The sequence below is a fragment of the Catenuloplanes nepalensis genome, from assembly GCF_030811575.1.
Taxonomy (GTDB): domain Bacteria; phylum Actinomycetota; class Actinomycetes; order Mycobacteriales; family Micromonosporaceae; genus Catenuloplanes; species Catenuloplanes nepalensis.
Window position 1 is genome coordinate 6,302,585 of sequence record NZ_JAUSRA010000001.1, and the last position, 17,387, is coordinate 6,319,971.

Below are 17,387 nucleotides of genomic sequence, written 5' to 3' on the forward strand. Positions count from 1 at the left end.
GACCGTTTTGCCACTGGATCCTACGCGACTTCAGGCGCAAAAAGGACCAACACGCGCACTCCGCGCCTAACGGGGCAGGTGAGTGCCAGGACACTGGCAGCCCGACGCCCCGGAAGTACGGTTGAGGCATGACGATCGAGAAGAGCGCCCTGCCCACCACCGAGGAGGAGTGGCGGGTCCGCCTCAACCCGCAGGAGTTCCGGGTCCTGCGGCAGGCCGGCACCGAGGCCCCCTGGACCGGTGAATACGTCAACACCAAGACCGACGGCGTCTACCACTGCCGCGCGTGCGGCGCGGAGCTGTTCAGCAGCGACACCAAGTTCGACAGCCACTGCGGCTGGCCGTCCTTCGACGACGCGATCCCCGGCACGGTCGTCGAGATCGAGGACCGGTCGCTCGGCATGCTGCGCACCGAGATCCAGTGCGCGAACTGTGGCTCACACCTGGGCCACGTGTTCCGCGGCGAGGGCTTCACGCCGAAGAACACGCGCCACTGCGTCAACTCGATCTCGGTCCGCCTGGAGCCGAAGGGTTAGAACGACATCACGGTGCCGGCCCGGCCGGCCGGCACCGCGGGTGAGAACAGATAGCCCTGGCCCAGGTGACAGCCGAGGTCCAGCAGGGCCGCGCGCTGCTCCTCCGTCTCCACGCCCTCCGCGATCAGCCCGAGCCCGAGGTCCCGGCCGATCCGGACGATCGAGCGAACCGCGTCGTCCGCCCTCGCGTCGAGGCCCATCCGCGTGACCGCCGACCGGTCGATCTTCAGTGCGTCGATCGGCAGCCGGGGCAGCAGCTCCAGCGACGAACATCCGATGCCGACGTCGTCCAGGTGCACCTCGGCGCCGATCGCGTGGATCCGGTCCAGCACCGTGACCGCGGCCTCCGGGTCCTGCATGAGCACGGTCTCGGACACCTCGATCGCGAACCGCGCCGGGTCGACCCCGTGGTACTTCAGGCAGGCCGCCACGTCCTCGTGCAGGTTCTTGTCCCAGAACTGGCCGGCACCCACGTTGTACCTCAGGGCGACGCGGGCCGGCGCCTCCCCGGCCCGCCGCCAGGTCTCCACCTGCGTGGTGACCTGGCTGATCGTGCGGACCGCGAGCGCGTCGAGCATGCCGCTGCCCTCCGCGATCTGCACCCACTCCGCGGCCTCGAGAAGGCCGCGCTCCGGATGCCGCCAGCGCAGCAACGCCTCGAACGCCACCGTGTGCCGGCTCCGCAGGTCCACGATCGGCTGGTAGTACAGGTCGAATCGGTGCGCGTGGTAGCCGTCCCACAGCTCCGCCTCCAGCCGCCGCCGGTCCTTCGCGCTGAGCCGCATGGAGAGCGTGAACGTGACCACCGAACCCTTGCGGCGCGCCTTGCCGCTGAGCATCGCGGCGTCCGCGGCCCGCAGCAGCTCGTTCGCGTCCGTGTAGTGCTCGGCGCCGGCGCAGACGCCGACGGTCGCGCCGACGACCACCTCCCCCTCCACACCGTCCAGCCGGTACGGCCGGGACACCGCCGCCTGCATGCGCCGCGCGATCCGCACCATCCGGCTCGGGTGCTCCACGTCGTCCAGCAGCACCAGGAACTCGTCGCCGCCGAACCGCGCGGCCACGTCCTTCTCCCGCAACTCGTCCCGCAGCCGCGCGGCCACCCGGATCAGCAGCTCGTCGCCGACGTCGTGACCGTGCACGTCGTTGACCCGCTTGAACCCGTCCAGGTCGAAGAAGAGCACGCCGTGCACGTCGCCGCGGCCCATCGCCTCGCGCAGCCGCTCGCGGAAGTGGGTCCGGTTCGGCAGCCCGGTCAGGTGGTCGTAGAACGCGGCCCGTTCCAGCTCCTCCTCGCGGGCGCGCAGCCGCGCCACCAGCTCCTCGTGCTCCAGCGCGACGGCGAGCAGCGCGGCCCACTGACTCAGCGGCTCGCGCCCGGTGGCGACCCGGTCGTCGATCGCGTCCGCCACCGCGAGCACGCCCCAGTCGTCGTCGCCGGCCCGGACCGGCACCACGGAGACGGTCCCGTCCGCGGCCCGGAGCAGCCACTCCGGCGGGAACTCACCGATCGGCACCACGGCACCGGCCTGCGGGGACTCGGCCGGATAGACGCCCGCGATCTCCACGGTCGCGCCGGGCTCGCGCCAGATGCCGAGCACACCGGCCCGGACGCCGGTGCGGCCCAGCCAGCCGAGCGCGCGCGGGTCCTTCTGGTGACTGCGGAGCAGGTCGAGACTCACCTCGTACTGTGTGCTGATCACGTCCCGCAGGTGTTCCTGCTCATCGAACTGGGCGCGGCCCTGCGCCTCCATCAGCTCCAGCAGCAGCGCGGACGGGTCGCCGGTCGCGCCCGCGTGCACCCGGTGCGCGGCCGCCAGCAGCTCCTCCGGCCGGCCCGTCCCGCCCAGCAGCGTCACCAGACCGCGCAGCGACTCCGGCGCGGTCACGGCCTCGCGCACATCGTCCGGCAGCGGCGGGCCGTCCAGGACCCGGCTGCCGGGCGTGCACCCGCACGACTCGCGGACCACCAGGCGGGTCGGCACGTCGACGCGCGCCGGCGACGGCCGCCCGGACAGCCGGCGCAGCAACATCTCCGCCGCGGCCGCGCCGATCGACTCCATCGGCTGCTCCACGCTGGTCAGTCGCGGCGCCGTGTAGGACGCGGCCTGCCGATCGTCGAAGCCGATCACGGCCTGGTCGCGGGGCAGCCGCAGCCCGGCGGCGCGCAGCGCTCCCATCAGCCCGCGCGCGTTCGCGTCCGTGCCGAGCACGATCGCGGTGGACGGCACCCCGGCCGCGAGCAGCCGGCGAGCCGCCTCCCGGCCGCCGGCCGCCCGGTTGTCCGGCACGTCGAAACACAGCGCCGGGTCGGCGATCAAGCCGTGCGCGTGCATCGCCTCCACGTAGGCGGCGTGCCGCTCACCCACGTCCGCGGCGCCGAGGAAGCCCGCGAACGCGATGCGCGTGTGCCCGTGCCGGATCAGATGCCCGATCGCGGCGCGCACACCGGTGCGGTTGTCCGCCCGCACCAGCCCGGCACCGCCGACCGTGACCACCGGCTTCCCGGAGCGGCACAGCGCGGCGAGCCGCTCCTCCGGGACCGCGTTGGCGACGACCACGAAGCCGTCCACGACCTGCCGCGCGACGAGCGGCGCCGTCATGGCCGGTGCGGCCGCGTCGACCTGATCCGTCCCGGCGTCGAGCGTCTGGATCGCGACGAGAACGCCGCCGTCCCGGGCCACCACGGTGGACACGCCACGCAGCAGACCGCCGTAGTACCAACCCCCGAGAAACGGCGACAACACGCCCAGGGTGCGAGCTCCCGACACCTTCAGGCCTCCTCGGCGTCAGGCGGCCCTCGCAAGCGGCGGCACGGCCGCTCGCCCGGCCGTGCCCCTTCAGCCGTCGCGAAGCGCGCGCCACCGGTGCAGCAGTCACACTAGCGGGGCTGAGCGTGACCGTGGTGCCCTCGCACCCCGGAAGGGGTAATCAGAACCGGAGACCCGAAGCCCGTTTTCCCGCTTCCGGCGTGGGCACGTTCCGAGTGCTCCCGCGGGCACCGGTCGGCCGTTGGCCGGCCTCCCTGCAAGCGCCACGTCGGTCACCGAGAACCAGCCCACGGGCTTCACCCCCACATGCCGAAAGCCGCCGCGCGAATCGCCGCGATCGCCGAGTGGATTGCGCGAATCGCCGAACCTGCCCAAACAGCCGCAGGTACCTCGCGGTTCTAGGAGTTCGCGGTCCGCAGGCGAGGGAGGATCTCCTTGCCGTAGGCGTCGATGAAGCGGGACTGGTCGGGACCGGGGCCGTGGAAGACCAGGTGCTTGAAGCCCATGTCGATGTATTCCTGGATCTTCGCGACGTGCTCGTCCGGGTCCGTGGAGACGATGAAGCGCTTCGCGGAGCGCTCGACCGGCAGCGCGTCGGCCAGGCGTTCCATCTCGATCGGGTCCTCGACGCCGGTCTTCTCGTCGGGCGAGAGCGCGAGCGCGGCCCAGTGGTGCGTGTCGTTGAGCGCGCGCTCGGCGTCGTGATCGAACGACACCTTCACCTCGATCATCAGATCCAGGTCGTCGAGGGTACGGCCGGCCTTGCCCGCGCCCTCGGTCAGCGCGGGCAGCAGCGTACCCGTGTAGAGGTCGTGGCCCTTGCCACTGGTGGTGATGAAGCCGTCGGCGACGCGGCCGGCCATCCGGGTGGCGGCCGGGCCGGACGCGCCGATGTAGAGCGGGACCGGCGTCTCCGGCTTGTCGTAGACGGTGGCCTTCTCGGTCCGGTAGTACGTGCCCTCGAAGTCGACCCGGTCCTCGGCCCACAGCTGCTTGATCAGCGTGACCGCCTCCTTGAGCCGGGCGAAGCGCTCCTTCGGCTCCGGCCAGACCGTGCCGAGCGGCACCTCGTTGAGCGACTCGCCGCTGCCCACGCCCAGGATGACCCGGCCCGGCGCGATCAGTCCGAGCGTGGCGAACGCCTGCGCGACCATCGCGGGGTGGTACCGGAACGTCGGGGTCAGCACGCTGGTGCCGATCGCGACGCGGCTGGTGCGGGCGAGCGCGGCGCCCAGCCAGGGCAGCGCGGCCGGCGCGTGGCCGTGCGTGTGCCGCCACGGCTGCAGGTGATCGCTGATGAAGACGGAGTCGAAACCGGACTCCTCCGCCTGGACCGTGAAGTCGAGCAGTTCCACCGGGCTGAACTGCTCGGCGGACGCCTTGTATCCGAACCGCACCATCGCGCTCTCCTTGTCGGGCCGTCAGCCTCGATCTTGCCCCACGTTCCGGTTTCCCAGGGATGGGCGGAGCGAACGTCACAGATCCAGCCGGCAGCCCAGTCCGTCGATGACCGCGTCCGCGCCCTCGTCGTCGAGCCAGACCCCGCCGGTCGCGAGGTAACGGAAGTGGTAGCGGCCGGGGCCGAGCGGGAGACTCACGGTGCGGACGCCGTTGCGCCGCGACACCAGCTCGTGCCGGCCCGGTTCCCAGCCGTTGAAGCAGCCGACCACGCTGACCGTACCGCCCGGGTCTCCCTCGGGCAGGCAGAACGTGACCCTGGTCTTGCCGCCGAACAACCTGCTCCGCTTGATCACGCGTGGCCCCCCGCCCGACTCGGTGCTTTGAAAAGATCAACGAGCCAGACGGGGGTACGAAATCAGGCGACCTTCTTGAACGTCGGAAGCTTGGCGGCCAGGTTCGTCAGCGCGGGCGTGTAGCCCTGGTAGCTGTACTGCGCCTCGGAGTACCACTCGATGATCTGGCCGGCCTTGACCGCCGGCAGCTGGGCCCAGGCCGGCTGGGTCTTGACCAGCTCGGCGCTCGGCAGCGCCTGCGTCCGGGCATCGTAAAGGATCACGTCAACCGGGTACTTCGCCGCGTTCTCCCAGCTCAGAGACTCCCACCAGGCGCCCGCGCTGTCCGGCTTGGCCGGCACGGTCAGCGGCACGCCCTGCGCCAGGTAGTGCGACAGGTCCGGGCTGTACTTCGGGATGGACATGTAGAGCGTGTCCTTGCTCCCGGAGAACGCGGCGACGCGCAGGCCGGCCGCGGTGGCGGCGGCAGCGGCGGTCTTGAGGGCCGCGTTCGCGGTGTCGAACGCGGCCTTCGCGGCGGTGATCTCCGGCGTGTTGATGTTCGCGCCGAGCTTGCCGGCCAGCTCCTCGTAGTAGCCGATCGCCTTGGGCAGCGCGACCTCGGACAGCTGGATGCCGAGCGTGGGCGCGATCTGCTCGATCTGCGGCTCGGTCTCCTCCGGCACGTACCAGAGCAGCTTCGGGTCGTACATGCAGGTGACCAGCAGCTCCGGCGCGAGCGACAGGTACTTCTCCACGTTGAACTCGCCGTAGACGTTGCCCACGGAGGTCACGGACGCGAGGTCGACGCTGCCGGCCTGCGGGTCCTTGGTGCCGTCCGCCTTCGTGGACGGGCCGAAGATTCCGATCGGCCGGATGCCGAAGTCCCACAGCGCGGCGGCCGCGCCGACCTGGGCGACGATCTTCGTCGGCACCTTCGGCAGCGAGATCTGCTTGCCGCGGCCGTCGGTGTAGGTGAACGGGCCCGCGGCGGCGGCACTGCCGGACGCGGACGGGGTGGCGTCATCGGAACCGCCACAGGCGGCGAGCGCGGCTGTCGCGCCGAGGCCGAGCGCTCCGGTCAGGAGGCTTCGGCGGGAAGTACGGGCACCAAGGACGTGTCGCATGGGAGGTAAGGCTAGCCTTCCCTCAGTAAGCGAGAAAGTCAGGGTTCATCTCCAGGGAGTCATCGGTGCGAAAACGTCTTGCCGGCCTCCTGCTCGTCGTCACGTTGTTGCTGGTAGCGGTGGCGTTGAGCATCGCGGTCGGCAGCCGCGTCATCCCACTCGGCGACGTGCTCGGCGCGCTCGCCGGTGACGGAAGTCCGGACGACGTGCTGACCGTCCGGGAGGGGCGCATCCCGCGTACCGTCCTCGGTCTGGTCGCGGGCGCGGCGCTCGGCCTGTCCGGCGCGCTCATGCAGTCACTCACCCGCAATCCGCTCGCCGACCCCGGCATCTTCGGCATCAACCTCGGTGCCGCGGCCGGCGTGGTCCTGGCCATCACGATCTTCGGCATCACCGCGCCGGCCGGGTACGTCTGGTTCGCGTTCCTCGGGTCGGTGCTCGCCATGCTGGTGGTCTACGGCGCCAGCGCCGGGCGGGCCGGCACCAACCCGGCCCGGCTCGCGCTGGCCGGCATCGCGGTCCAGTTCGCGCTGGCCGGCGTGGTGCAAGCGCTGCAGCTCGCGGACCGGGGCGCGCTCGACCAGATGCGGTTCTGGGTGGTCGGCTCGCTGGCCAACCGGGAGACCGCCACACTGTGGAGCCTGGCGCCGTTCTTCGTCGGGGGCATCCTGCTCAGCCTGGTCCTGGCGCGCAGCCTGAACGCGCTCGCGCTCGGCGACGACACCGCCCGCGCGCTCGGCGCCGGCGTCGCCACCACCCGGATCCTGGTGCTGATCGCGGTCACCGTGCTGTGCGGGGCCGCCACGGCCGCGTGCGGGCCGCTCGCGTTCATCGGGCTGATGGTGCCGCACGTGGTCCGGTCGTTCACCGGGCCGGATCAGCGGTGGGTGCTGCCGTTCAGCATGCTGCTGGCGCCGGTGGTGCTGCTCAGTGCGGACGTGCTCGGCCGCGTGCTGGCCCGGCCGTCCGAACTGCAGGTCGGGATCGTCATGGACGTCATCGGGGGGATCGTGTTCATCGCCATCGTCCGCGCGCGCCGGGTGGTGCACCTGTGACCCGGCTCCCGGCTCCCGAGCGAGTCCGAACCGCCTTCCCGGTCCTGCCGCTACGGTCCCTCTCGATCACCGCCGGCATGGCGGTGATACTCCTGGTCGCGTCCGCGTTCACGCTGACCACCGGCGACTTCGCGGTGCCGATCGGCGACGTGGTGACCGCGATCGTCGGCGACGCGCCGCCGGCCGCCGAGTTCGTGGTCAACACGCTGCGGCTGCCGCGTCTGCTGGTCGGCATCCTGGCCGGGGCCGGGCTGGGCGTGGCCGGCGCGGTCATGCAGAGCCTCAGCCGCAACGCGCTCGGCAGCCCCGACATGATCGGCTTCTCGATGGGCGCGGCCACCGGCGGCATCGCGGCGATCCTGCTCACCGCGAGCGGCACGGTCGGCACGTCGATCGGCGCGGCCGTGGGCGGGTTCGCCACCGCGCTGGTCATCCTGCTGCTGGTCGGCCGGCACGGCCTGAACGGATATCGCCTGGTCCTGGTCGGCGTGGGCATCTCCACCGTGCTGATGGCCGTCAACGGCTACATGCTGACCCGGGCCATCCTCGGCGACGCCCAGCGCGCGGTCGCCTGGCAGGTCGGCAACCTCTCCGGACGCAACTGGGAGCATGTGACGCTGGTCGCGGTCGCGGTCGCCGTACTCGTGCCGGTCATCCTGATCTTCAACCGCCGGATGTCCATGCTGGAGCTGGGCGACGACACCGCCACCGCGCTCGGCGTCGGCGTGCTCGCCACCCGGCTGGTACCGCTGCTCGCCTCGATCGGCCTGGTCGCGGCCGCCATCTCGATGGCCGGTCCGATCCCGTTCGTGGCGCTGGCCGGGCCGCACCTGGCCCGCCGGCTCACCCGGCACCCGGGCCCGAACGTGCTCCCCGCGGCCGTGATGGGCGCGCTGCTCACGGTCGCGTCCGACTTCGCGGCCCAGCACGCGCTCCCGGTGCAGCTGCCGGTCGGCATCGTGACCAGCGTGGTCGGCGGCGTCTACCTCGTGGCCCTGCTGATCGTGCAACGCCGGAGCCGCCGCGCCTGATCCAGCACGTCTCCATGGCGGTTCTCCACGGCGGTTCTCGATGGCGGCCTCGACATCGCGATCGGTGTCGAGGCCGGGTGGAACGGGCGTTCGGCAACGACCGCGACGGCCCGGCCAGGGCGATGCAGGGCGTTCAGGATCTTCCCGCTTCCGGCGTGGCCGCTGAGGATCGGTGTTCGCTCCGGCTCAGGGGTGAGGGCCGGGGCGGCAGGAGGGTCCCGCGGGCGGCCTCGCTGTCTGATTCGCGGTCGGTCAGGGCCCGCCCGGCGCTACAGCCAGTGCAGCGTCTCGGTTGCGGCTTCCCGCAGCGCCGCGGCGCCGTCACCCTCTTCGGCGCGCAGGCGTTCCAGCAGCGGCTTCCCGGCGCGCACCGCCTCGTAGACGCGCAGCAGCAGCACCGCGCCGAGCCGTTCCTGGTCCGGCTCGTCGAGCGCGGACAGGTACTCCATGAAGTCGTCGCCGTCGTACGGGCCGGCTTCGAACGCGGCCATCAGCCCGGATCCCGCGGCGGCGTCCGCGCGGATCTCGTCGAGCGGGAACGCGGGCGACGGATAGAACGACGGGTCCCCGATCGCCAGCTCGCCGAGCAGCTCGATCAGGCGGACACGCTCGGTCGTGGTCAGCGGCGACGGGCCCGCCAGGATCTCCAGCAGGAACGGGACCGCGGCCGCGCTGGCCTGGAACCTGCTGCCCTGGTGCACGATGTTGCCGCCGAGTTGCCAGAGCGCGACCCCGCGCGTCGCCACGTCGCCGGAGAGCAGGTCACGGAGCTGTCCCGGCACGTCGGACGCGGTTCCGTAGGCGTGACCGAGCCGGTGCCAGGGAACGTCGTCGAGACCATCGAGCATGGGCGGATCATGCCACGTCTGCACATATCGACGCGCATCAACTGCAATTGTCCGCCGCGGAGCGCTAGGCTGAAACCGGACCGAACCGGGCGCATCACGAACCAATCGCGCACCGGCCGGCTCCACTTGCCCAGATTTGGCGCAAGAAATCTGCAATTCCAGCGCATTGACCACCTTCGTTGCTCCTGCCTACGGTGGGGCCAGAAGGTTTCGGAGTGGTTAACGCAACCGGCCATCGGCCCATGACTCCGAGATCGGAAATATCGCCCCATGGCGCGGTGCCGGGTCAGGCAGAAGCCCCGGCCGCGCCAGGCGGTGGCCCATTCGCACCTGAACCGCCCGGATCGGCCGCGCCCACGGCCGCCAGGGTCACCGCCTCCCGTCGAGGGAAGTCCACCCCGGGCTCCCCACCGAAGGAGGAACGGCACATGCAGGACAACTCTCCGGCCCGGCACCGCACGTCGCGGCGCCGCACCCTTCCGCTCGCGATCGGCGCCGGCTTCACGGCCGTCGTGCTCGCGGCCGGCATGGGTGCGGTCGCCAACGCGGAGGAAATGCCCGCGGCCGACACCGGCACGGGCACCCTCGCGGCTCCAGCCCTGGTCGGCTGGGCGACGCAGAACGGTGGCACCACCGGTGGCGGCAACGCCTCGCCGGTCACCGTCACGTCCTCGTCCGCCCTGATCAGCGCGATGCAGTCGAGCAGCGCCGCGGTCATCAACGTGTCCGGCACGATCTCGATCAGCGGCATGCAGAAGGTCGCCTCGAACAAGACGATCCGCGGTGTCGGGTCCGGCGCGACGATCACCGGCGGCGGCCTGAACATCGCCAACGCCACGAACGTGATCATCCAGAACCTGAACTTCCGGAACGCGTCCGACGACTCGATCAACGTGCAGTACTCGACGAACGTCTGGCTCGACCACCTGGACATGGCCAACGGGTACGACGGGCTGCTGGACATCAAGCGGACCAGCAACTTCATCACCGTGTCCTACGTGCACAGCCACGACCACGACAAGAACATGCTGCTCGGGCACAGTGACGACAACTCGGCCGAGGACACGGGCAAGCTGAAGGTGACCTACCACCACAACTGGTTCGACGGCACCGGCCAGCGCAACCCGCGGGTCCGCTTCGGCAACCCGGTGCACGTGTTCAACAACTACTACAGCAACATCGGCGACTACGGCGTCGCGTCCACCGAGAACGCCGGCGTGCTCGTCGAGTGCAACTACTTCGAGAACGTCGAGGACCCCTACCACCTGGGTGAGGGCTCCTCCGACGCGGGCTCGCTGGTGGCGCGCAACAACCACATGGTCAACTCGGGCGCCGGTCAGACCGGCGGCAGCGTCGCCTCGATCCCCTACTCCTACACCTGCGACACGCCCAGCTCGGTGAAGTCCATCGTCACCGCGCAGGCCGGCACCGGCAAGATCTAGGACCAGGCACACCAGGGGGTACGGGCTACCCGCCCGTACCCCCTGTTCACGTGCCCACGCGGGTCACGGCAGCGATGCGGCGATCTCCGCGATCGAGCGGCGGCGGCCGGTGTAGAACGGCACCTCCTCGCGGACGTGCCGCCGGGCCCCGGACGCGCGCAGGTCACGCATCAGGTCCACGATCCGGTGCAGCTCGTCGGCCTCGAACGCCAGCATCCACTCGTAGTCGCCCAGCGCGAACGACGCGACCGTGTTGGCCCGCACGTCCGGGTAGCCCCGGGCCATCTGGCCGTGCTCGCGCAGCAGGTCCCGCCGCTCCTCGTCGGGCAACAGGTACCACTCGTAGGACCGCACGAACGGGTAGACGCACAGGTACGGCCGGGCCTCCTCGCCGGCCAGAAACGCCGGGATGTGACTGCGGTTGAACTCGGCCGGCCGGTGCAGCGCCATCTGCGACCAGACCGGGCTCAGGTGCCGGCCGAGCGCGGTGCGGCGGAACAACGAGTAAGCCTCCTGCAGCGCGTCGCTCGACTCCGCGTGCCACCAGACCATCAGGTCGGCGTCCGCGCGCAGGCCGGACACGTCGTACGTGCCCCGGATCACCACGCCCTTCGCTTCCAGCTGCGCGAAGAGCGCGTCCACCTCCGCGCTCAGATCGTCGCGCAGCGCCGGCAGCGCCGTCTCGGCCCTGAACACCGACCACATCGTGTACCGGATGCTGGCGTTCAGCTCCTTGATCCGGCCTGCATTGGTCTGCTCGGTCATGCGCTCTCCCTGCTCACAGCACTTCTCTGAACTACGTCCGCCAGTTCGTCGGCAGCGCTCTCGCCGGACCGCACGCAGAGCGGAATGCCCACGCCGTCGTAGCTCGCGCCCGCCAGCACAATGGTCGGATGCCCGGCCCGCAGAGTTTCCCGGGCCGATGTGATCCGCGCCCGATGGCCCGGCGCGTACTGCGGCAACGCCCCGCCCCACCGCTGCACGATCGTGTCGATCGGCGCGGGCAGCCGGCCACCCAGTAGCCGCGACAGCTCGGTGTGCGCGGCCGTCACCAGCTCCGCGTCGTCCCGCTGCAGCAGGTGCTCCTCGCCGTGACGTCCGATCGACGCCCGCACCTGCACCACGCCGTCCGCCCGCCGCAGGTGCGGCCACTTCACGCCGAAGAACGTCGCCGCCTTGATCAGAAGCCCTTCGACCGACGGGATCAGCAGCCCCGACAGGTGCGGCAGCTCCGCCGCCGGCAACGCCATGTTGATCAGCGCGATGCTCGCGTAGTCGAGCCCGCCGACCACGCCCGAGACGCTCGCGTCCACGCCCTTCAGCAGCCGCGCCGCAGCCCTCGCGGGCACCGCCAGCACGACCGCGTCCACCCGGTGCCGCTCGGCCGCGTCACTCGCGTTCGCCGCCCCGACGGTCAGCACCCAGCCCCCGTCACCGGCTCGCTCCAGCGCCCGCACCGGCAGCCCCAGCCGCACCTCCGCCTTCGCCGCGTCCGCCACCGCCACCACCAGCCGACTCAACCCGCCATCCACCGTGGCGAAGATCGGCGGCACTCCAGCCCGCCCACCCGGCGCCGCACCAGCTTCCGCCAGGCCGGCCTGCGCGTCTCCAGCCTGCGCGCCACCGGCTCGCGCGATCCCAGCCTGCGCACCACCGGCCCAAGCCGGCCCAGCCTGCACACCAACGGAATTCGCCGTCCCGGCCTGGACGCCACCGGCCCGCACGCCACCGGCCTGCGCGGAACTAGCCTGCGCGGTGCCGGTCCGCGCCGAGCCCGGCTGCGCCGCGCCAGCCCGCGCGGAGCCGGTCCGCGAGGAGCCGGCGGAAGCGGAGCCGGTGGAAGCGGAGCCGGCACGTTCCGGGCCGGTCTGCGCGAGGGCGGCTCCGGCGGCTCGGGCTCGGGCCGAGGCGGCCTTGGCCGCCTTGACGGCGGCGGACAGAGTCCGCTCGGTGCGCGCCGCGCGTGCCAGTCCCGGCACCGTCATGTCCAGGGAGAGTTCGTCGGCGCGGCCCGCGTAGACGCCGCCGAGCAGTGGGTCGACCAGCCGGTCCACGACCTCGTCGCCGAAGCGGCGGCGGGTCAGCGCACCGATCGCCACGTCCTCGCCGTCGCCCAGCAGCGGCCGGCCCTGATCCGGATCGCGGCCCTCGGTGACCCGGGCCACCGACGCGACGCGTGCCGCGTCCTCCGGCACGCCCATCAGCGTCCCGGTGGGGATGTCGGTCAGCGCGCCACCGATCACCAGTGCGGCCTGTGTGGTCCCCGGATGCACCAGCCGGTCGCCCAGGCCGACCCGCCGGGCCAGCGACACCGCCGCCGACTCGCCACCGGCCGGGTCACCAGCCAGGAACGTCTCCGCCCCCAGCTCCTGCGCGCCGCCCGCCAGCTCTCCGGTCCGCAGCTTCCCGCCGAGCGCGGCACCCTGCTCGAAGATCGTGATCGTCGCGCCCGGCCCCAGCCGCTCCCGCAGCCGCAGCGCCGCCGCAAGCCCCGCGATGCCGCCTCCCACCACCGCGACCCGCTCGTTGCCCATGCTCACCACCCTGCCACCTCTCCTCCCCCACCCGCCGGGCCGGGTGGCCCATCTCCCCCGTGACCTTCGCCCTCCCGGCCACGGGTGTCGCGCCCGGCCACGAGTCCACCTTGCCCGGCCCGCCCCACCCCACACCAGGCCTGTGGACAACCGCGAATCACCGTGACCGAACAGACCGCACCGGCCGCCGTGACCATGGCGTCGACCTCGGATTCGATCGAACCCCGGCGGCACGGAGGCGGCCGGCGGCCCGGCGAGCAAACCGAGCCGTGCCGGTCTTGCACAACGGAACCGGCTCCGCGGCGGGGAGCGAACGGAGCGCTAGCGGAGTTGAGTGGACCGCCCGGTTGGCCCGCGGGAGCATGCGGGCTGCACCCCGGCGAAAGCGGGAAAATCGGTATTTGACGTTGCCCAGTCTGCCTCCGCACCCGCGAGCAACCCGCGCCTCGGCGGAAGCGGGGAATCTGGCTCCGGGGTCGTCCCCAGGCCGGCTCAGCGTCAGGCGAGGCGGTGGAACGTGCTGGCGTGGAAGATCAGCGGGGGGCGTTCCGGGAAGGTGGCGACCGCGTGCAGGCGGAGCACGATGATCTCGTGGTCGCCGGCCGGGACGCGCTGGGTGACCTCGCACTCCAGCCAGGCGGTGGCGCCCTCGACGAAGACCGCGCCGGTGCCGGTGGCCGCCCAGGGGACGCCGGCGAAGCGGTCGGTGCGGCCTCGGGTGGCGAGGCGGCGGCAGATGTCCGCCTGGTCCTCGCTGAGCACGCTCAGGCCGAGCCGGGGGCGGTGCGCGAGACGTGCCCAGGTGACGGACTTCACGTGCGCGTTCACCGAGGCCAGCGGCGGGTCGAGCGAGACGGACGTGAACGAGCTGGCGGACATGCCGACCGGCGCCCCGTCGACGAGCGCCGCGACCGCGACGACGCCGCTGGGGAAGCGGGAGAACGCGGCCCGCAGCGCCGGCTCGTCCTCGGGGACCCGCGGCAGCTCGACCATGGCAGCCGCTATCGCGCGGAGGCCGCGTGGACCAGTTCGACGACGCGGGTGAGCACGTCCGGGTCGGTGTCCGGCAGCACGCCGTGGCCGAGGTTGAAGATGTGCCCGGGTGCGGCACGGCCCTGCTCGAGGATGCGGCGCACGTGTTCCTCGACGACCGGCCACGGTGCGAAGAGGACAGCCGGATCGAGGTTGCCCTGCACGGCCTTGCCGGCGCCGACCTGCGTCACGGCGGCGTCCAGCGGGGTGCGCCAGTCCACACCGACCACGTCCGCCCCGGCCTCGCCCATCGCGCCGAGCAGCAGCGCGGTGCCGACGCCGAAGTGGATGCGGGGCACGCCCGCGCCGGCCAGCCCGGACAGCACCTTCCGTGAGTGCGGCAACACGTGCCGGCGGTAGTCGGCCTCGGACAGCGCGCCCGCCCACGAGTCGAAGAGCTGCACCGCGGAGACGCCGGCCGCGATCTGCACCCGGAGGAACTCCAGCGTGATGTCCGCCAGCCGGTCGAGCAGCGCGTTCCACACGTCGGGCGCGCCGTACATCATGGCCTTGGTGCGGGTGTAGGTGCGCGACGGCCCGCCCTCGATCAGATAGCTGGCCAGCGTGAACGGAGCGCCCGCGAAGCCGATCAGCGGCGTCGTGTCCAGCTCGGCGGTGAGCAGCCGGACCGCCTCGTCCACGAACGAGACGTCGTCGATCGTGATCGGCCGCAGCCGGTCCAGGTCGGCCGCGGCGCGGATCGGCTCGGCGATCACCGGGCCGGTGCCCGCCACGATCTCCAGATCGATGCCGGCGGCCGCGATCGGGACCACGATGTCGCTGAAGAAGATGGCCGCATCCACGCCGTGCCGCCGGACCGGTTGCAGCGTGATCTCCGCCACCAGCTCGGGCCGGCGGCAGGACTCCAGCATCGGGATGCCCTCGCGGACCTTGCGGTACTCCGGGAGCGACCGGCCCGCCTGGCGCATGAACCACACGGGCGTGTGCGGCACCGGACCGCCACGGGCGGCGCGCACGAACGCGGAGTCTGCGGTGGCCGGGACCTGGGAGGAGGCGCGGGCGGCGCCCGATGCTGTGGTGGTCATCCCCTCCATGCTCGCACGCCTTCCGGGACCGGTCTCGCCACACCTCACGGTTCGGCCCGCGGCTGCTCGGCGCGGTCGTGACCGCGCACAACGGACGGCCGCGACACGATCGACGCCGATGGCCCCGGCGCGCCGGGTGCCGAACGCGTAAGGCCCGCGCTTAGGCTGCGGGCATGGCACCCTCGACCGTTCTCCCGGAGACGTTCGCGCGTGCCGTAGCCGGCCTGCGCGCCGCCACCCCCCGCCCGGAGATCCTGCTGGAGGAGGTCACCGCCCCGCAGCGGTTGGCTCCTTACGCGTTCGCGTTGAGCGCCACGGTGCTGCGCGACGGCGACGAGGTGGCGACCGGCCGTCTGGTCCTGCTGTACGACCCGGCCGGTCACGAGGCATGGCAGGGCCGGTTGCGGCTGGTCAGCTACGTCACCGCGGAGCTCGAACCGGAGCTGGCCGCGGACCCGCTGCTGCCGGCCGTTGCCTGGACCTGGCTGACGGACGCGCTGGAGACCCAGGGCGCCACGCACACCGCGCTGGCCGGCACGGTCACGCAGACCTCGTCCACCCGGTTCGGCGACCTGGCCGGGCCGCCTGCCACGGCCGACATCGAGCTGCGGGCGTCCTGGACCCCGCTCGACGACACCGAACACGCGCTCACCGTCCATCTCCTGGGCTGGTGCGCACTGCTGTCCTCCACGGCCGGGCTGCCGCCGCCGGGCGTGACCGCGATCTCCCCGTTCGGCCGCTGATGCGCGTTCCGACGCGCCGACGCAGGCGCAGCGACGGGTTAACGTCCGGCAACCCGTAGGGTTACACAGTGACCGACGAATCACCCCTGCACCGTCGGGACACGCAACGCGAGGCAGGGGACGGACCGCACAACCCAGCCGACGACCGCCCGGCGGCGGAGTCAGACGTGAGGCCCGACCCCTCCCCCGGCGGGGCGGTCCCTTTGCTCGTGCCCCGAGACGGCACGCCGAAGCCCGTGGAGAGCGGCAAGGAGCTGGACGACGCCGTCGCCCGGTTCGCCGCCGGCACCGGGCCCGTGGCGGTCGACGCGGAGCGCGCCTCCGGATACCGCTACAGCCAGCGGGCGTACCTGGTACAGCTGCGCCGGGCCGGCGCGGGAACCGTGCTGATCGACCCGCTGCCGCTCGGCGACCTGCGTGCCCTCGACGCGGCCATCGCCGACGCCGAGTGGGTGTTGCACGCCGCCAACCAGGACCTCCCCTGCCTGGCCGAGATCGGCCTGCGTCCACGACGGCTGTTCGACACCGAGCTCGCGGCCCGTCTGGGCGGGTACGAGCGGGTCGGCCTGGCCGCGCTCACCGAGTCGCTGCTCGGCTACTCGCTGGAGAAGCACCACTCGGCGGCGGACTGGTCCAACCGGCCGCTGCCGGAGTCGTGGCTGACCTACGCCGCGCTCGACGTGGAGATGCTGACCGATCTGCGCGACGTGCTCGCGGAGGAGCTGCAGCGCCAAGGCAAGGCGGAGTGGGCGGCGGAGGAGTTCGCCGCGCTGGTCGCTTCCGGCGGGCAGCCGCCGAAGGTGCGGACCGACCCGTGGCGGCGCACCTCCGGCATCCACCGGATCCGCGGCCAGCGCGCCCAGGCCCGGGTACGGGCGCTGTGGTACGCGCGGGACGCCGTCGCCTCCCGCCGGGACTCCGCGCCGGGCCGGGTGCTGCCGGACGCCGCGATCGTCGCGGCGGCCGAGCTTGACCCGCAGGACGAGCGCACGCTGCTCACCGTGCCCGGGTTCGGCGGGCGCTCGGTGCGCCGGCTGGCCAAGACCTGGCTGGAGGCGCTGCGCGAGGCCCGTGCGCTGCCCGATGCAGAGCTGCCGGTTTCGCCGCCGATAGAGGGTCCGCCACCACCGCACCGCTGGGCCGATCGGGACCCGGCCGCCGCGGCTCGGCTGGCCCGCTGCCGTGAGGTGGTGCTGCAGGTCGCGGCCGCGCACAACCTGCCGCCGGAGAACCTGATCTCCCCGGACTCGATCCGCCGGCTGGCGTGGACGCCACCGGAGGAGGTCACGGCCGCGACGATCGGCGACACGCTGCGCGGCTACAACGCCCGCAACTGGCAGGTCAACCTGCTGGCCACCGGCTTGGCGGAGGCGCTGCCGGCGGATTAGTAGGCGGAGGGTCTTCCTCGCGAAATCATGCGGCCGTCCAGGTGTGGGCTGGACCATAGGGGCGTCGGACTGCGACCCTTGGTTACCGGCGAGTAGCATTG

15 protein-coding genes are annotated in these 17,387 nt (G+C 72.3%); 6 read left to right on the plus strand and 9 right to left on the minus strand.

From position 1 onward, the window contains the following. Positions 1-128: 128 nt before the first annotated feature. Complete coding sequence (gene msrB / locus J2S43_RS27005) at positions 129-536, plus strand: peptide-methionine (R)-S-oxide reductase MsrB (protein ID WP_306833871.1); 408 nt, start codon at positions 129-131, stop codon at positions 534-536. Here msrB and J2S43_RS27010 read toward each other — a convergent pair. The 4 genes from J2S43_RS27010 to J2S43_RS27025 form a co-directional block, all read right to left on the minus strand. Continuing rightward, the gene (locus J2S43_RS27010) at positions 533-3,307 is read right to left on the minus strand and encodes an EAL domain-containing protein (RefSeq protein ID WP_306833873.1); all 2,775 of its coding nucleotides are present in this window, start codon (positions 3,305-3,307) and stop codon (positions 533-535) included. The two genes, msrB and J2S43_RS27010, sit on opposite strands and share 4 nt — an antisense overlap. Before the next feature lie 398 nt (positions 3,308-3,705). Continuing rightward, the gene (gene fgd / locus J2S43_RS27015; RefSeq protein ID WP_306833875.1) at positions 3,706-4,707 is read right to left on the minus strand and encodes a glucose-6-phosphate dehydrogenase (coenzyme-F420); all 1,002 of its coding nucleotides are present in this window, start codon (positions 4,705-4,707) and stop codon (positions 3,706-3,708) included. 75 nt (positions 4,708-4,782) lie between these two features. After that, the gene (locus J2S43_RS27020) at positions 4,783-5,061 is read right to left on the minus strand and encodes an isoamylase early set domain-containing protein (RefSeq protein WP_306833877.1); all 279 of its coding nucleotides are present in this window, start codon (positions 5,059-5,061) and stop codon (positions 4,783-4,785) included. 62 nt (positions 5,062-5,123) lie between these two features. After that, positions 5,124-6,167, minus strand: a complete 1,044-nt coding sequence (locus tag J2S43_RS27025) for an ABC transporter substrate-binding protein (RefSeq protein WP_306833879.1) — start codon at positions 6,165-6,167, stop codon at positions 5,124-5,126. Between the two features lie 65 nt (positions 6,168-6,232). On the opposite strand from J2S43_RS27025, the gene J2S43_RS27030 reads away from it, so the two are divergent. Together J2S43_RS27030 and J2S43_RS27035 are read left to right on the plus strand one after the other, a co-directional pair. Then, a complete protein-coding gene (locus J2S43_RS27030; RefSeq protein ID WP_306833881.1) occupies positions 6,233-7,222 on the plus strand; it encodes a FecCD family ABC transporter permease in 990 nt (329 codons plus the stop codon). Positions 7,223-7,299: 77 nt separating this feature from the next. Next, on the plus strand, positions 7,300-8,253 hold the full coding sequence (locus tag J2S43_RS27035) for a FecCD family ABC transporter permease (RefSeq protein WP_306833883.1): 954 nt from the start codon (positions 7,300-7,302) through the stop codon (positions 8,251-8,253). 269 nt (positions 8,254-8,522) lie between these two features. On the opposite strand, the gene J2S43_RS27040 is transcribed toward J2S43_RS27035, so the two are convergent. Further along, positions 8,523-9,101 carry a hypothetical protein gene (locus J2S43_RS27040; RefSeq protein WP_306833885.1) on the minus strand — a complete coding sequence of 193 codons (579 nt, stop codon included), beginning with the start codon at positions 9,099-9,101 and terminating at the stop codon, positions 8,523-8,525. A 428-nt stretch (positions 9,102-9,529) separates the two neighbouring features. Between J2S43_RS27040 and J2S43_RS27045 the strand changes: the two genes are divergently transcribed. Next, positions 9,530-10,543 (plus strand): pectate lyase family protein, encoded by a 1,014-nt coding sequence (locus tag J2S43_RS27045; RefSeq protein ID WP_306833887.1) that lies wholly within the window; start codon positions 9,530-9,532, stop codon positions 10,541-10,543. 63 nt (positions 10,544-10,606) lie between these two features. Here J2S43_RS27045 and hemQ read toward each other — a convergent pair whose 3' ends face one another. From hemQ to hemE, 4 genes are all read right to left on the minus strand, one after another. Then, positions 10,607-11,308 (minus strand): hydrogen peroxide-dependent heme synthase, encoded by a 702-nt coding sequence (gene hemQ / locus J2S43_RS27050; RefSeq protein ID WP_306833890.1) that lies wholly within the window; start codon positions 11,306-11,308, stop codon positions 10,607-10,609. Further along, a complete protein-coding gene (gene hemG / locus J2S43_RS27055) occupies positions 11,305-13,077 on the minus strand; it encodes a protoporphyrinogen oxidase (RefSeq protein ID WP_306833892.1) in 1,773 nt (590 codons plus the stop codon). The genes hemQ and hemG overlap by 4 nt, the downstream gene beginning before the upstream one ends. Before the next feature lie 498 nt (positions 13,078-13,575). Beyond that, complete coding sequence (locus J2S43_RS27060) at positions 13,576-14,070, minus strand: flavin reductase family protein (protein ID WP_306833895.1); 495 nt, start codon at positions 14,068-14,070, stop codon at positions 13,576-13,578. Positions 14,071-14,078: 8 nt separating this feature from the next. Further along, positions 14,079-15,155: a uroporphyrinogen decarboxylase gene (hemE, locus tag J2S43_RS27065; RefSeq protein ID WP_306833897.1), complete on the minus strand. Its 1,077-nt coding sequence runs from the start codon at positions 15,153-15,155 to the stop codon at positions 14,079-14,081. Between the two features lie 173 nt (positions 15,156-15,328). On the opposite strand from hemE, the gene J2S43_RS27070 reads away from it, so the two are divergent. Both J2S43_RS27070 and J2S43_RS27075 read left to right on the plus strand, forming a co-directional pair. After that, positions 15,329-15,898 (plus strand): DUF3000 domain-containing protein, encoded by a 570-nt coding sequence (locus tag J2S43_RS27070; RefSeq protein ID WP_306833899.1) that lies wholly within the window; start codon positions 15,329-15,331, stop codon positions 15,896-15,898. A 68-nt stretch (positions 15,899-15,966) separates the two neighbouring features. Further along, complete coding sequence (locus J2S43_RS27075) at positions 15,967-17,286, plus strand: HRDC domain-containing protein (RefSeq protein WP_370881657.1); 1,320 nt, start codon at positions 15,967-15,969, stop codon at positions 17,284-17,286. Positions 17,287-17,387 lie beyond the last annotated feature (101 nt).